This window comes from Pseudomonas sp. 5P_3.1_Bac2, assembly GCF_025465995.1.
Lineage (GTDB): Bacteria > Pseudomonadota > Gammaproteobacteria > Pseudomonadales > Pseudomonadaceae > Aquipseudomonas.
On the sequence record NZ_JANLNY010000006.1, the window covers coordinates 808,290 to 822,913 of the forward strand.

Here is a 14,624-nt window from a genome sequence, read left to right on the forward strand (position 1 = left end):
TATTCAGCGGGAGTCGAGCGCCGTCCACGATCCCATTGCTATGCGCCGATGATCAGCCAGGCCCTCTAAACCCGTTGTTGCGCCGAGCGGCGGCGATTGAGAGGAGGGACCTGCTCTTAGTCGATTGGCAGCACACCAGCGCCTCAGTGTGCCTGCTTAGCCAGAAGGACTCTGTGCTGCTCGCTGACGCCGGTAGACAGGGCGTAGCGGCGCTTCAGCAGGCCACGGCCAGCCATGGCACTGGCTTAAGGTTGGGCAGCTCGACACGGCGCCCGGGAATAGCACCGAGCAGTTCGCGGGTGTAGGGGTGCTGGGGGTGGTGCAGCACCTGGGTGGCGCTGCCATGCTCCAGTACTTGACCGTTACGCAGCACCAGCACCTGGTGGGCGAGGCGAGCCACTACGGCTAAGTCGTGGGAGACCAGCACATAGGCGATACCCAGTTGCTCTTGCAGGTGCGCCAACAGGTCGAGGATTTGCCCTTGCACCGTCACATCCAACGCCGACACCGGTTCATCCAGCAGCAGTACATCGGGTTTTAGCGCCAGGGCGCGGGCGATGGCCACCCGTTGTCGCTGGCCGCCGGAAAGCTCGTGGGGCAGGCGGTCGAGGAAGCTGACCGGCAGTTGCACCTGCTCCATCAGCTCTTGGGCTGCCTGCTCTAAGGCGCGGCCTTTCAGGCGAGCGAACGACACCAGCGGCTCGATCACGCTCTCATAGATGCTTAAGCGTGGGTCCAGCGCGGCAAAGGGGTTTTGCTGCACCAGTTGGATACGTTGGCGTAGCGGGCGGAAGGCTTTCCAGCTCAAGCCGTTCAGGCGTTGCCCGGCAAAAGCCACCTCGCCACTGCTGGGTTGCTCCAGGCCTAAAGCGATACGCAGGCTGGTGCTTTTACCCGAGCCGGACTCACCGACAATGGCCAGGGTCTGCCCGGCATAGAGCTCAAGATTAAGCCCTTGCAGCGCCTGAAAGCTTTGCGCTGGACCGGAGTGCCGGGGTAGGGCAAAGCTTTTGCTGACATCGACAAAACGCAGCAGCGGCTGGCCGTTAGGCGCGATAGGCGCTTTGACCTGAGTACCAGAGAAGGCCGGCGCAGCCGCCAGCAGCGCCTGGGTGTAGGGATGTTGCGGGGCTTGCAGGACCTCTGCCGCCGGGCCTTGCTCGACCAGCTCGCCACTTTTCATCACCAACACGCGATCGGCCCGGTCGGCGGCTACGCCCAGGTCATGGGTAATGATCAACAGGGAAATGCCGCGTGCTTTAACCAACTGCTCCAGGTGATCAAGGATGCGTTTTTGCACGGTTACATCCAGGGCGCTGGTGGGCTCGTCAGCAATGATCAACTGCGGATTGCCAGCCAAGGCGATGGCGATCAGCACCCGTTGGCGCATGCCGCCGGACAACTCGTGGGGGTACTGACGAGCGCGCAGCAAAGGGTTGTCCAGGCCAACTTGACCGAGCAGTTCCAGCACATCGGCATCCAGCGCCGGATAGCGACTGCCGTGGGCCAGCGCCAGGCTTTCGCCAATTTGCTTGCCGATGCTCAGGGTCGGGTTAAGGCTGACCATCGGGTCTTGCGGAACCAAACCGATCACCCGGCCGCGCAACTGGCGTTTGCTCTTCTCGCTGGCGTGGGTGACGTCCTGCCCGGCTACATGCAACTGACCGCTGCTGATCTTGGCGCTAGCCGGGAGCAGCCCCAGCAGTGAGCTGGCCACAGTGGTTTTACCCGAGCCAGACTCGCCGACAATGGCCAGAATCTCCCCGCGCTCAAGGGTAAAACTCACCCCACGCACTGCCTCGGTGATGCGTCCGGCGCTGTGGTAACTGATGCTCAGATCGCGCACGTCGAGTAACAGGCTCATCGTTGGATTTCCTCAAAAGTGCGGGCGATATGATTGAGACTAAACACCACCAAGGCCAGATACAGACCCGGCAGCAGCGAAACCCACGGCGCGGTGATCAAAAAATGCCGGCCGTTGGCGATCAAGGTGCCCCATTCGGCAGAGGGCGGCGCGGCGCCGAAGCCTAAAAAGCTCAGGGCGGCGGTGGCCATAATGGCTACGCCAATATCCAGCGTCGCCAGCACAGCTACCGGGCCCCAGGCGTTGGGCAGCACATGGCGCAGCAAGGTACGTGGCCAACTGGCCCCGCCTAAGCGCGCGGCCTCGACATAAGGCAGGGTTTTGATCCGTAGTACTTGGGCACGGATGGTGCGGGCAAAACCGGGAATGATGCCAACCCCCACGGCGATGGCTACCGGCACTGTGCCAAAACCAATGGCGGCGACGATGGCCAAGGCCAGCAGCAGGCCGGGCAGTGCCAGCAGCACATCGATCAGGCGCATCAACAATGCATCCAAGCGCCCGCCAATAAAGCCGGCGAGCACGCCGATGGCCGAGCCGCAAATCAAGGCCAGGCCCACCGCAATCAAGGCGGCGCTCACCGACAGCCGCGCGCCGTAAAGTACGCGGGTGTAGAGGTCGCGACCCAACTCATCGGTGCCAAACCAGTGCTGGGCGTTGGGCGCGATGAGCTTGGCCGCAGGCAGGGTGGCATAGGGATCGAAGTGGCTGAGCAGGCTCGGCAACAAGGCGGCGAGCAAGGTAAACAGCAACAGCGCGGCCGCTAAAACAAAGCCTGGACGGCGCAGCAGCGGCTTGAGCTGATCCGCCACGCGCTGGTAGCGGCCGCGCGGTCGCCATGGCGCGCTAGGTTTCGCTGGGGCGAGTTTGCTTTCAAAAGCCGTCATCTCAGCTCACCTCGGGTGTGTGGGTGATGCGCGGGTCAAGCACTGGGTAAAGCAAGTCGACCAGCAGATTGATCAGAACAAAGGCCGCTGCCGACACCGCGACCACCGCCAGTACCACGGGGAAGTCCTGACGCAGCACCGCCTCTTGCACCAAGCGGCCGACGCCGTTACGGGCGAAGATGGTTTCGACTATTACTGCGCCGGATACTGTGTTGCCAATTTGCAAACCGACCAGTGTCAGCAGGGGCAGGGCGGCGTTGCGCAGACCATGGCGAGCTTGCACTTGGGCGCGACTTAAGCCCTTGGCAAAGGCGGTGACGATATAGGGTTCGTGCCACACCTCCTGAAAGCCACGCAGTAGCACTTGCGCATATACCGCGGCACTGGGGATGGCCAGGGTCACGGCGGGCAATACCAGGCTGCTAAAGCCCTGGCTGCCGGTGGCGGGGAACCAGCCGAGGCTAAAGGCAAAGATTTGGATCAGCAGCAGCCCGGTCCAAAACACCGGCACTGCCACACCAAAGCTCGGCAGACGTGCAAGCAAGGTTTTTAACGGAAGCCAGCGCACATAGGCCACCACATAGGCCAGGCCAATGCCGCCCAGCAGTGACAGCAGGATCGCTGAACCGGCCAGCGCCAAGGTTTGGGGCAGGCGCTCGGCAAGGATGGCCGTGACTGGCCTATTCAGGCTCATTGACTGGCCCAAATCCCCGTGCAGCACGCCCCACAGCAAACTCAGGTAACGCTGCAGCACGCCTTGATCGAGGCCGTAGTAATGCCGGGCCTGGGCCAGTTGCTCGGGGCTGAGTGATGCGATCTCCTGGCCGGCGCCGCTGAGCATGATCGACAGCGGATCACCCGGCAGCAGGTACAAAATAAAGTAGGTGATGCTGTAGGCGCCCCACAGCACCAAAGCGGCCTGGCCAATGCGGCTGAGCAGGTAGCGCTTCATGGTTTGAGCTCAATATCACTGAGGAAGGCAAAGCCCTCGGCGCTCCAACGGAAGTTGCTCACCCGAGACGAAGTGGCGGCTTGCCACAGCCGTTCGTAGATGGGGAAGGCCAGGGCTTGATCGATCAGCAAATCTTGCACTTGGCCGTAGGCGTCGGCCCGCTGCGCATCGTTGGTAGCGGTCAGGCCGGCGTCAAACAGCGTTTGCGCTTGGCTGAGTGTTTCGGGGCTGTAAATATTGCGCGCCACCGTGGGGGTGTTGGCCGTGCGTGGGTCGATGATGTTTTGCAGCACGATCGGATCAGCGCGGGTCATGTAGGTGGAGGTCAGGTCGTATTGGCCGGCGGCATTGGCGGCGGACCAATCGCCATAGGTGCGCACCTTGAGTTTGAGCTCGATGCCGACTTGGCGCAGTTGATCTTGCAGCAACACGTCGCCGGGGGTTTCGCGCAGTACGACGTTGTCCTCCAGGCTCAGTCGTTTACCCGCTTTGCTGCGATAACCATCGGCACCTAACTGCCAGCCTGCTTGGTCGAGCAAGCGTCCAGCCTCTTGCGGGTCAAAGGCGAGTTTGGCGCCTTGGCTGCGGAAAAACGGCGTGGTCACATCCAGCACGCTTTGCACCACCGGGAACTCGGGGCTGTAGCTGGTGCTGGCGTAGGTTTTGCGGTCGATGGCTTTTTGCAGGGCGTGACGCACCTGAGGGTCGGCCAAAATTCGTCCGTCAGTGGTGTTGGGGTATAGGCCCCAAGCTGGGCCAGGCAGGGAGCGACTTTGAATAGTGGCGTCATGCTGTTTAAACAGCGCGATATCTACTTCCGAGAACGGTATGCGCGGCCACACGATGTCAACCTTGCCTTGCACAAACAGGCCGTTGCGTACGCTTTCCTCGGGGATATAGCTGGCCTCGATGGCATCCACCAGTGCTTCGCCCTGGTTTTTCAGATTGGCCGAGGCCCAGGCGTAACCTTGGCGCTTGACTAAGCGCACACCGGTTTCCGGGGTGTAGTTTGCCAGCACAAAAGGGCCGGTGCCGATAATCGCGCCCAAGGAGCGCTCTTTGGCAGTTTTGCCGTAGGACTCAGGCGCCAGAATCGCCAGGTTAGTGGTCGAGGTGGCCTGTAAAAAGCCGGCATTGGGCTTGGCCAGCACCAGCTTGATGGTCTGTGCGTCGATGATCTCAGCGTGGTCGTAACCGGCTAAATAGGTCGCACCAAACACACTGGGTAGCTCGGCGGCCAAAGCCTTGTTGCTATCGAAGGCGGTTTTCACGGCTTGGGCGTCAAACACTTGGCCGTTGCTGAACGTCACCCCGGAGCGCAGGTAGAAGGTGTATTCGCGGGCGTCGTCGCTGATGCTCCAGCGCTGCGCCAGCCAAGGGATGATTTTACCGCTGGCCGGGTCTTGATCGGTGAGGGACTCCACCACATTGCGCAGCACCACGCGGTGCTCGATCCAGTACACCTGAAACGGGTCGAGGCTGACCAGTTGGGTGTTGTCGCCAGCGAAGGCGATTTTCAGCACGCGACTGGCGTTGGCAGCGGGCTCCGACGGCGAGCAAGCGCTGAGTAATAGGCTTAATGCCAATAGGCCGGCGCTGTAGATACGGGGCAGGGACATGGGCAATTCCTTGTGCTTAGGCAGGCCGCGTGGCGACGAAGATTTTTGAACAGGCGCCGGCTAACCACTGAGCGGTTGCCCAGGGCGTGGTGGCGGTAATACATGGGCGGCATTGATTCATGGTGCGCAGATTCCGTTGCGGCAGCACTGGCCCGGTGCGGGGGTACAGCTGTAAGCCTGTAATGGTGGGCTTGAGGGCGTGTTTAAGGTCCGTTGAATCGATAGTATTTTTATAAGAACGGTGAAGGAAATTCTTTTTGGGTATATAAATATTATTCTTTTTATCTATTTACTAAATTTATGGATATGCGGATTTTTAATAGATAGGCCTGTTAGGGCGGCATTGCGCCGCCCCGCTGCAATTAAAGGTCGTAGCGCAGGCTGAGGGTGATGGTGCGCGGGTCGTTGACTGAGTAGTAATTAGTCCGGCTGGCCGCGGAGTAGGTAATGCTTTGTGGGTAGGCGCGGTTCAGCAGGTTCTTCACCGCCAGGGTGGTGGTCCAATGCCCGTCGCCGCTGCTGTAGCTGGTTACGGCGTTCCAGAAGCTTTGCTGCGGCACCTCGTAAATCTCACCATTGACCGCATTGGCATAGGATTTGGTCTGGAACTGCCAATCGGTGCCCGCTACCCAGGCGCCCGGCAGGTTCACCGGCACCACCCAGTTCAGGCCCAGCGCCAGATTCCAGCGCGGTGCAAACACCATCCAGTTGCCGTCGGCATCCACACCGGGGCCGGCGGCATTGGCGAAGTCGTCGTACTGGGCTTTGAGGTAACCCAGGTTGGCGGTCAGGGTCAGGTCCTTAAGCAGCAGGGCGGTGTTTTCCAACTCGATGCCATAACTGTGGGCGCTGCCGACGTTGGTACGCAGGTTGGCACTGATGGCCGGGTCCCAGGCGTTGGTTTGCAGGTCGCGGTAGTCGTTATAGAACACGGCGATATTGCTGCGCAGGCGGCCCTTAAGAAACTCGCCTTTGAGGCCGCTTTCATAGGTGATCACGTTCTCCGGATCAAAGCCTTGCAGGGCCGCAGCGCGAGTCGGGGCGCGGTTATCAAAACCGCCGGCCTTGAAGCCCTTGGCCACATAGGCGTATTGGGTCAGTTGCGGCGTCCAGTTGTATTCAATGCCGAGCTTAGGGCTAAACGAGGCCCAGCTTTCGCTGGTTTGTGCAGCAAAATTAAGCCCGGTAATGTCCCGCTCAGGGGTGATGCGGTAATTGTCGTAATCGAAATTTTTATGTTCCTTGGTGTAGCGCAGGCCGGCGGTCAGCGACAGGCGCTCGGTCAGCTTGTAATTGCCTTGGCCATACAGCGCGTAGCTTTCGGTGTCGGTGGTGCTGTATTGGCCACTGGCATTAACCCGGTCGGCCGCCACGGAATAGGTGAGGCTGTCGCGCTCGGCGCGAAAGCGCTCTTTGTAGAGAAACACGCCAAGGGTGTAATTGAAGCGCTCATAGTCGCCGTTGAGCTGGAATTCCTGGGTGGCGTAGCGCTGCTTGTAGTGGATCAGGTTGTTCTGGATTGGCGCGGCGTTGCCGCTGTTGGCTGCACCGGAGTTGTCGTAGTCCACTGGCTGATCGAAGGCCGACCACGCGGTGACGGCCTTAACGCTGAGCTGATCATCAATGTGATAGATCGTGCGCAGCACCGCGCTGCCTTGGTCGAGACGGTTTTTCGGGTCGAGGCTGCTGTAGGTTTTGAATTTATCGAAGTGTCCGGTTTGCGGATCAAATGGCGTATAGCTGGTGGTGTCCCCCCGGTCGAAGGTGCCGGCCAGAGTCAGCTGGGTGTCCCAGGCGGAGTCCACTGGCGCCAGGCGCAATTTGCCGCGATAGGACTGGATATCAATGTTGTTCACGTCCTTGTCGCGGGTGCGGTTGCGCACCGTGCCGTCGCGGCTCAACCGCAGCGCCGAGAAGCTGCCAAACAGGCTGTTATCGATCAGCGGGCCGCTAATCAACAGGCGCCCGTTCTGCGCGTTGTAATTACCTGCACCAAGCTCGACAAAGCCACGGGTTTCCTGCGTCGGGTCGCGGGTGATTACACGGATCGCCCCGGCGGCGCTGTTACGTCCATAGAGGGTGCCTTGGGGGCCGCGCAGTACTTCCACGCGCTCGACATCGTTGAAGTCGAGCATCGAGGAAATCGCCCGGGGGATATACAGGTCATCGGCATACACCGCCACGGCGGCTTCCTGAATCGGGTCGGTTTCGCCGATGCCACGGATGCCATAAGTCTGCGCGCTATAGGAAATCGATTGGCGATTGAGGGTGAGGTTAGGCACCCGTCCGGCCAGATCGCGGATGTTATTGATTTGCTGATCGCGCAGGGTGGTTTCGTCGAATGCGCTGATCGCCAGCGGCGCTTTTTGCAGGTTTTCCTGGCGGTGCTCGGCGGTCACGGTGACGTTGGGCAGGCGTGTATCGCTGCTATCGACGGCGCTGTCGGCCAAGGCAGTGAGGGGCAGCGACAACATCAGGCAGAGGCGGTGGGGCAGATAACTTAAGGCCATGGTCAGTCTTCCTAAGGGCTATACATGCTCGGTTGTGGTTAAACCTGCACGCCCTTAGGGCCGCCATAGCCGGTGAGGGGATGCAGGAATCCTGTACCTCCGCCGGATGGGGTCGGTGTTTCGGGTTGGCGTGTTTCTAATTAGGGCTTATGCAAGGCGCCAGGCGTAGCTGGCGCTTGATCGCACGTTATTGGCTTAGTGCTTGTACGCCTCGGTATGGCGGTCGAGCTGGCGAATCAGCGCATCCCAATGGCGCTGGACCCCCGGGTGGTTGGGGTCGGTAACTGCGGCGCTTTGCTGGGCGACTTTGGCGATGGCGTCGTCCGGGGCAAAGAGTAAGTCGGCATTGCCACCCGCCTGAGCGGCGATCTGAATATTGCAGGCGCGCTCCAACCCATGCAGCTCACGGAAGGCATGCTCGACGCTGCGCCCGGCGGTGAGTAGGCCGTGGTTGCGCAAAATCAGGATATTGCTTGCGCCGAGGTCCGCAACCAGCCGTTCCTGCTCGTCGAGATCCAGCGCCACGCCTTCGTAGCTGTGATAGACCACGCGGCTGTAGTAGGCCAGCGCATGCTGCGACAGCGGCAACAGGCCGCCGCGCTGCGCGGAAACCGCTGCGCCATCGCGGGTGTGGGTGTGCAGCACGGCATGCAGGTCGGGGCGGGCGCGGTGAATGGCGCTGTGAATCACATAGCCGGCCTGGTTGATGCCAAGGCCCAATGGGTCATCGATGATAGTGCCGTCGACATCCACCTTGACCAAGTTGGAGGCAGTGATTTCATCAAACAGCAGACCAAAACCATTGATCAAAAAATGCTCATCAGGGCCGGGCACACGGGCCGAGAAGTGGGTATAGATATGATCGGTCCAGCGAAACAGCGCAGCCAGTTGATAAGCCGCAGCCAGTTTCACCCGCACCTCCCACTCGGCTTCCGACACCCGTTGGCGCAGTGTAGTGGTGCTGGCCGGGACGGCCGATAACGCGGAAAGTGCAGTCATTGCAGGTATCTCCTTATTGGCTGGGGCGTTAATAGCCGCGTTGAAAGTCGACCAGATTGTGTAAGGGCAGACCGTCACTGAAGCGCTGGAAGTTCTCACTGAAGCTGGAAATAAACTCGGCTGGGCCTTCACTGGACAGGGCACAGGTGTGAGGCGAGATAAATACCTGCGGATGCTGGTAAAGCGGATGGCCGGCGGGCAGCGGCTCCGGCTCAGTGACATCGAGGGTGGCGCGACCGACCCAGCCAGCCTCCAGTGCCTCCAGCAGTGCCTGCTGATCGAGCAAACCACCTCGGGCGATATTGATCAGATGCAGCCCTGGCTTGGCGTTGGCCAGCACTTGGCGATTGATCAGGCCGCGGGTTTGCGCGGTGAGTGGGACGGCCAGTACCAGATGGTCGGACTCGGCAAACAGCTGTTCCAAAGACGTGGCCACCTGCACATGGGTTTGGCCAGGCTGGCTGCTGCCTGAGCGATTTAGGACCAGTACTCGCATATCCAGTGCGCTGGCTTTTTGGGCAAGGGCCTGACCAATACTGCCAAAACCAAGGATGCCTAAGGTACGGCCGCGCACGGGTTGCAGCTGGCTAAACTGCCAGCGCTCATCTTTGACCCAAAGATCGGGAAGCTTTTTGGCAGCTGCCAGAATCGCGGCTAGGGCGAACTCGGCGATCAGGTGAGCGCTGACCCCTCTAGCTGTTGTGACTGGGGGGCCGTTGAACAGCCAGTCCGGGTAAAAATCGATCCCTGAGGACAGCAGTTGCACCCAACGTACCGACCAGGGCCAGCCAGGCGGCGGTTGATCGACTCGGCGACCACGCACATTGATCGGCCGTAGGATCAGCACATCAGCGTCTTCGGCCTGTAACTGTTCAATACTTAAGTCCTGTACCTGCTGACCGGGCAGATGTTGGCGCAGCAGTTCGTTACCTGCGGCATCCAACTGACTGGCAATCACCTTCACGTTGCTCATCATCACGCGTCCTTGCTTAGGGCCGCACGGCCTTTATTGATAAACACCACATCGTCCTGTGGGGTATGGATACGGCTGCACAACACATTACGCAAGTGCCGCTCCAGTGCATTACGTCGTGATAATCCTGGGTTGCCACTGGCTTCAATGGCCAGTTGCACAGCGTTAATCGCATTACTGGTGACCAGTTGCTTAAGCTGGCCGGCGCCTTGGCCGTCGATCTGCCCGGCTGCGGCGGCATCGAGCAGGTTGCGGTTGGCAAACAACAACGTTTCGATCTGCCCGACCAACTCTTGAAACCGTGGCAGGCTGGCCAAAGGCTGACCGAGGTTAGACGGCACCCGCTCACGCAGGAATTGCACCAGCCAATCCCGCCCAGCTTGGGCCACGGCGTCATAAATGCTGGACAGCAGCACAGACATCCACACCAACGCCTCGCCATCGAGTTCGGCTTGCGGTGCGCTTAAGGGGCTAACGCTGACAGCATGCTCCAGCGGCAATAACACGTTGCTGAATTCCACCTTATGGCTGCAGGTGGCGCGCATGCCGAGGTGATCCCAGTCTTCAATGATGCGAATGCCGGGGCTGTCCTTGTGCACCAAAAAGCCACCGACCAGCGGGTCGGCATCGTCGCTGCGTGCCCACACCACATACCAGGTCAGGCCGTAGCTGCCGGTGGAGTACAGCTTGCTGCCCGACAGCCGCCAGCCCTCAGGCGTACGCCGGGCGATAGTGGCAGGCAGACCGCCGCGGGCCGGGGTGCCCAGCTCGGGCTCAACGCGAAAGGCGTTAATCAGCGCGCCATGCTCCACCGCCTCTTGAGCCAGACGCAGGCGCAAATGGCTGGGCCAGCGTGGGTCGTCCTGCAAGCGAAAGTGCTGCAGATACTGCATGACCAGAATCAGCGCGGTGGAGGGCTCGCCCTTGGCCACAGCGCTGATCACCTGACGTGCGGTGGCTAGATCCGCGCCACCACCGCCCAATGCACGGGGCACCGTCAGGCTGAGCAGGCCATGTTGATGCAGCAGGGCAAAGTTGGCCGCAGGAAATTCGCCACTGCGATCGTAATCCGCCGCAGTGGCGGCCAGCTGCACGGTGATCTGCGCCAATAAGGCAGTGAAATCCTCAGGTGTGGCCGCAGCAGTGGGGCGGGGCTCGGCTTGCAGTGGTTGGGCGAGGGCGGCGAATTGGGTCATCAGATACTCGGAATCAGCAGCATAGGAAGCCAATAAAGGCGGTTTGAATACGCAACTCCTTATGACCGTATTATTGAGAAACCTTTAAGTAAAAGTCTTTTTATGCATAAGCTAATGGCGAATTAGAAAATTAATACGCATATTAGGATATGAATAAAATGAATTTAAATTATTAGAACTGTCGCGCTAAAGTCACTGCCAGAGCGTGCGAGCCCCTGCTAAATAAGGCCGTACGCTTAAACCAAAAACTATTCAGGGATGATGCCCATGCTGCGCAAAACCGTATTCGCCTTAACCAGTCTGCTACTCGCTGTGCCGCTTTGGGCGGCTGAACCGGTGGAGCTGCGTCTGGGCGATCAGAAGGGCAATATGCGCGCGCAGTTAGAAGCCGCCGATGCACTGCAAAATTTGCCTTATCGCATTCATTGGGCCGAGTTCCCAGCCGCCGCCCCCTTGGCTGAGGCGCTGAATGCCGGGGCTATCGATGCCGGGGTGATTGGTGATGCGCCGCTGTTGTTTGCCCTGGCCTCCGGCGCGCAGGTCAAAGCCATTGCGGTAAACAAGAACGATCCTTACGGCACCGCCTTGCTGGTGCCTAAACAGTCGAGCTTGCAGTCGGCCGCGGACCTTAAAGGCAAGCGCATCGCTACCGGGCGCGGCTCCATTGGCCATTACGTGGCCCTTAAGGCTTTGGATAGCGTGGGCTTGACGGCTAAGGACGTGGACTTCCGCTTTCTCGGCCCGGTGGATGCCAAGATGGCTTTAGCCAATGGTTCGGTGGATGCCTGGGCGACCTGGGAGCCCTATACCGCCCTGGCGGAGGTCAACGGTGAGGCACGGGTGCTGGTCAACGGGCGCGGTCTTTCCAGCGGCAATAGCTTTATCGCCGCCACTGACCAGGCGCTGGCAGACCCGGCTAAGCGCGCCGCGCTGCAGGATTATCTGCAACGCTTAAGCCAAGCGCAGGTTTGGGCTTACGAGCATCTCGACAGCTTTAGCCAAACCCTGGCCAAGATCATCGGCTTTCCGGTTGCGGCTGCACGCTTGCAATTTGAGCGCCGCCAACTGCGCTGGCAGGCCGTCGATAGCCAGGTGATCACAGAGCAGCAGGAAACCGCTGACTTCTATCAAGCCCAAGGCCTGATCAGCCGCAAGCTGGATGTGGCGCCGACGTTTGATCGCAGCTTTAGCGTGAACGCCCCGGCGCCCGCAGCGTTGGCCAAACAGCCCTGAAGCTTAGCCTGGGGCCTGTAGGCCAAACCAATCCTTAGGTTTTTTATGCCCTTGAAGCCAATCGTTTGGTTGTCTTGGGCTGCCCCTTGCTGCCCGCATAGAGATTTAAGCCGCACTCATGCTCCCGGCGCGCAGGCTTGAAACGCTCTGCGCGTGAGAGCCTCGCTTGTTCACCTGTTTATTACACCTGCACAGCAGGACTTGGAGACACGATGGGATTGCTCGCCAAAAGCTTTACCGGTGCCTTATTGGGTTTGACGTTGGCCTTTAGCGTCGAGGCCAGCAGTTTGATTGTCGGCGACCAAAGCTATAACACCCGGGCGGTCATGGAGGCGGCCGGAGTCCTCAAGGATCTGCCCTACGAGCTGGAGTGGCGGCAATTTACCGCCGGCTCGCCAGTGGCCGAAGCGTTAAATGTCGGTAGTCTCGACTTGGGCTTACTCGGTGATGCGCCACCGCTGTTTCTTGGCGCGCTGGGGGCACCGATTAAAGTCGTCGCCATCAGCCAGCAAAGCCTTGCCGGGGTCGCGATCTTGGTACGCCAGGATTCCCCGATCAAAACCTTGCAGGATCTGCCCGGCAAACGGGCGGCGATCTGGAAGGGCTCCTGGAGCCAGCAGTTATTGCTTTCAGCCCTAGATAAGGCCGCTGTGCCGCGGGACAGCGTGGAGATTCGCTACTTAAGCGCCTTGGATGCCTCCCATGCCCTGGATAGCGGTGCGGTGGATGTGATTGCCACTTGGGAGCCCTACGTTACCCAGCAGGAGCGTCAAGGTGCACGGGTGCTGGCCACCGCCGAGGGGTTGATGGCCGGGCAAAGCTTTGTCGTGGCTAATAGCGCAGTGATCGAGCCAAAACGTGCCGAGATCAGTGACTTTTTAACTCGACTGAAACAAGCGCGAGCGTGGGCAACCCAGAGTTCTGAGCACAATGCGCGCTACGCCCAGGTATGGAGTGGTTATAGCCGCGCCGATCAGGCGATTGCCCAAGCCTGGTTTGCCCGCGCGCAGACGGTGTTGCAACCGGTTAGCGAACAGGGGATTCAGGCGGCGCAGCAGACCATCGACTTCTTTAGCGGCTTGGGACTGATCAAGGCCTATCCCGCAGCAAGCTTGTTCGATAACAGCTTTAACCCGGTGTTTGTGCCTTAAGCAGGGGCTGGCGGGTAAAAAACGCTGAGCTGGGCTTGTAGGTGAGTCCAGGCAGGGAGGATTAGCATCACACAGCGCTCGCTGCATCTCTGCGCCAAGGTTGTTATCGCCTTGGCGCAGGTTGCCCTAAGCCTGTTTACGCTGGCCTTGCTCGTAGTTGGCCACTTGTGCGCGAATCTGCGGCAGCAGGTGCTGGCCGTAATCGATGGCGTCGCGCAGTTGGTCAAAGCCACGGAACAAGAAGGTCGTGACGCCCAGCTTGTAATACTCCAGCGCTGCCTCAGCCACTTGTGCGGCGGTGCCCACCAGTGAGGTGGAGTTGCCGGCGGCGCCGGTCAGGGCGGCAATGGCGGTCCACAAGCGCACGTCGTGTACGGTCTTTTGGCTGGCGATATCGACCAGGCGCTGTGAACCACTATTGCTCTTGCCCACATTGCGGTCGCGGCGCTTGCTCTGGCGTTGCTCGATCAAGGTTTTCGCGTCGGCCAGAATCTGCTCAGCGCGGGCCCAGGCTTGTTCTTCCGTGGCACCCAAGATGGGGCGTAACGACAGGCTAAAGCGGATATGGTTTTCCCGCCCGTAACGGGCGGCAGCCTTACGCACTTGGGCGATGCGCTGGCGGATATTGTCCAGTGGCTCGCCCCACATCATGTACACGTCGGCATGCTTGGCGGCGACTTCCACAGCGGCGTCGGAAGCGCCGGAAAAGTAGATCGGCACATGGGGCTTTTGCAGCGGTTTAACCAATGTCAGGTTGTCTTCCACCTGGTAGTGCTGGCCATGATGGGAGAAGGGTTGGCTTTGCGTCCAGGTTTGCTTGAGCACGTCTAAGTACTCATCGGTACGGGCGTAGCGGGCGTCCTTATCGATAAAGTCGCCATCGCGCTGCAAGTCGCCACTGTCCCCGCCGGTGATCACGTTGATCGCCGCGCGGCCACGGCTCAGTTGATCCAAGGTGGCGAATTGGCGGGCGGCAAAGGTCGGCGCCTGAAAGCCCGGCCGGTGCGCCACCAACAAGCCTAAACGCTCGGTATGGGCCGCGACATAACTGGCCAGCACCAAGGAATCAGCCGCGCTGGTGTTAACAGCCAGCAGGGCTTGGTCAAAACCGCCATATTCCTGGGCCTGGGCAAAGGCCTTGATAAACTCCAAATCGACATTGGGCCCACGGGGGGCTTGGGATTCGCTGCCTTCCTGCGGGCCGATCAGACCAATAAATTCGAGACTCATAGCTTGTGCT

At 60.1% G+C, this 14,624-nt stretch carries 11 protein-coding genes; 2 read left to right on the forward strand and 9 right to left on the reverse strand.

The features are described from left to right. Window positions 1–214: 214 nt before the first annotated feature. The 8 genes from NTD81_RS08075 to NTD81_RS08110 all read right to left on the reverse strand — a co-directional run bounded on the left by NTD81_RS08075 (window position 215) and on the right by NTD81_RS08110 (window position 11,000). Entirely contained in the window at window positions 215–1,864 is a 1,650-nt protein-coding gene (locus tag NTD81_RS08075; RefSeq protein WP_262181373.1) for a dipeptide ABC transporter ATP-binding protein, read from the reverse strand. Beyond that, window positions 1,861–2,751, reverse strand: a complete 891-nt coding sequence (locus tag NTD81_RS08080; RefSeq protein WP_262181377.1) for an ABC transporter permease — start codon at window positions 2,749–2,751, stop codon at window positions 1,861–1,863. The genes NTD81_RS08075 and NTD81_RS08080 overlap by 4 nt, the downstream gene beginning before the upstream one ends. Window position 2,752: 1 nt before the next feature. Continuing rightward, window positions 2,753–3,703 carry an ABC transporter permease gene (locus NTD81_RS08085; protein WP_262181380.1) on the reverse strand — a complete coding sequence of 317 codons (951 nt, stop codon included), beginning with the start codon at window positions 3,701–3,703 and terminating at the stop codon, window positions 2,753–2,755. Continuing rightward, window positions 3,700–5,322: an ABC transporter substrate-binding protein gene (locus NTD81_RS08090; protein ID WP_262181381.1), complete on the reverse strand. Its 1,623-nt coding sequence runs from the start codon at window positions 5,320–5,322 to the stop codon at window positions 3,700–3,702. The genes NTD81_RS08085 and NTD81_RS08090 overlap by 4 nt, the downstream gene beginning before the upstream one ends. Window positions 5,323–5,684: 362 nt before the next feature. Next, window positions 5,685–7,796 carry a TonB-dependent receptor gene (locus NTD81_RS08095; protein ID WP_410017137.1) on the reverse strand — a complete coding sequence of 704 codons (2,112 nt, stop codon included), beginning with the start codon at window positions 7,794–7,796 and terminating at the stop codon, window positions 5,685–5,687. Window positions 7,797–8,027: 231 nt separating this feature from the next. Beyond that, a complete protein-coding gene (locus tag NTD81_RS08100) occupies window positions 8,028–8,831 on the reverse strand; it encodes a class II aldolase/adducin family protein (RefSeq protein ID WP_262181385.1) in 804 nt (267 codons plus the stop codon). 28 nt (window positions 8,832–8,859) lie between these two features. Beyond that, entirely contained in the window at window positions 8,860–9,804 is a 945-nt protein-coding gene (locus tag NTD81_RS08105; protein WP_262181388.1) for a D-isomer specific 2-hydroxyacid dehydrogenase family protein, read from the reverse strand. 2 nt (window positions 9,805–9,806) lie between these two features. After that, window positions 9,807–11,000, reverse strand: a complete 1,194-nt coding sequence (locus NTD81_RS08110) for an acyl-CoA dehydrogenase family protein (protein ID WP_262181391.1) — start codon at window positions 10,998–11,000, stop codon at window positions 9,807–9,809. A 267-nt stretch (window positions 11,001–11,267) separates the two neighbouring features. Between NTD81_RS08110 and NTD81_RS08115 the strand changes: the two genes are divergently transcribed. Further along, window positions 11,268–12,233: an ABC transporter substrate-binding protein gene (locus NTD81_RS08115; RefSeq protein WP_262181399.1), complete on the forward strand. Its 966-nt coding sequence runs from the start codon at window positions 11,268–11,270 to the stop codon at window positions 12,231–12,233. A gap of 212 nt (window positions 12,234–12,445) precedes the next feature. Further along, the gene (locus NTD81_RS08120) at window positions 12,446–13,384 is read left to right on the forward strand and encodes an ABC transporter substrate-binding protein (RefSeq protein ID WP_262181401.1); all 939 of its coding nucleotides are present in this window, start codon (window positions 12,446–12,448) and stop codon (window positions 13,382–13,384) included. A gap of 126 nt (window positions 13,385–13,510) precedes the next feature. Here NTD81_RS08120 and NTD81_RS08125 read toward each other — a convergent pair whose 3' ends face one another. Next, window positions 13,511–14,614 (reverse strand): LLM class flavin-dependent oxidoreductase, encoded by a 1,104-nt coding sequence (locus tag NTD81_RS08125; protein WP_262181405.1) that lies wholly within the window; start codon window positions 14,612–14,614, stop codon window positions 13,511–13,513. Window positions 14,615–14,624: the final 10 nt, after the last annotated feature.

Bases quoted from the DNA above. Each gene is read 5' to 3' on its own strand.
- NTD81_RS08075 (WP_262181373.1), bottom strand. From the start codon at position 1,864: ATGAGCCTGTTACTCGACGTGCGCGATCTGAGCATCAGTTACCACAGC.
- NTD81_RS08090 (WP_262181381.1), bottom strand. From the start codon at position 5,322: ATGTCCCTGCCCCGTATCTACAGCGCCGGCCTATTGGCATTAAGCCTA.
- NTD81_RS08085 (WP_262181380.1), bottom strand. From the start codon at position 3,703: ATGAAGCGCTACCTGCTCAGCCGCATTGGCCAGGCCGCTTTGGTGCTG.
- NTD81_RS08115 (WP_262181399.1), top strand. From the start codon at position 11,268: ATGCTGCGCAAAACCGTATTCGCCTTAACCAGTCTGCTACTCGCTGTG.
- NTD81_RS08110 (WP_262181391.1), bottom strand. From the start codon at position 11,000: ATGACCCAATTCGCCGCCCTCGCCCAACCACTGCAAGCCGAGCCCCGC.
- NTD81_RS08125 (WP_262181405.1), bottom strand. From the start codon at position 14,614: ATGAGTCTCGAATTTATTGGTCTGATCGGCCCGCAGGAAGGCAGCGAA.
- NTD81_RS08105 (WP_262181388.1), bottom strand. From the start codon at position 9,804: ATGAGCAACGTGAAGGTGATTGCCAGTCAGTTGGATGCCGCAGGTAAC.
- NTD81_RS08095 (WP_410017137.1), bottom strand. From the start codon at position 7,796: ATGTTGTCGCTGCCCCTCACTGCCTTGGCCGACAGCGCCGTCGATAGC.
- NTD81_RS08120 (WP_262181401.1), top strand. From the start codon at position 12,446: ATGGGATTGCTCGCCAAAAGCTTTACCGGTGCCTTATTGGGTTTGACG.
- NTD81_RS08100 (WP_262181385.1), bottom strand. From the start codon at position 8,831: ATGACTGCACTTTCCGCGTTATCGGCCGTCCCGGCCAGCACCACTACA.
- NTD81_RS08080 (WP_262181377.1), bottom strand. From the start codon at position 2,751: ATGACGGCTTTTGAAAGCAAACTCGCCCCAGCGAAACCTAGCGCGCCA.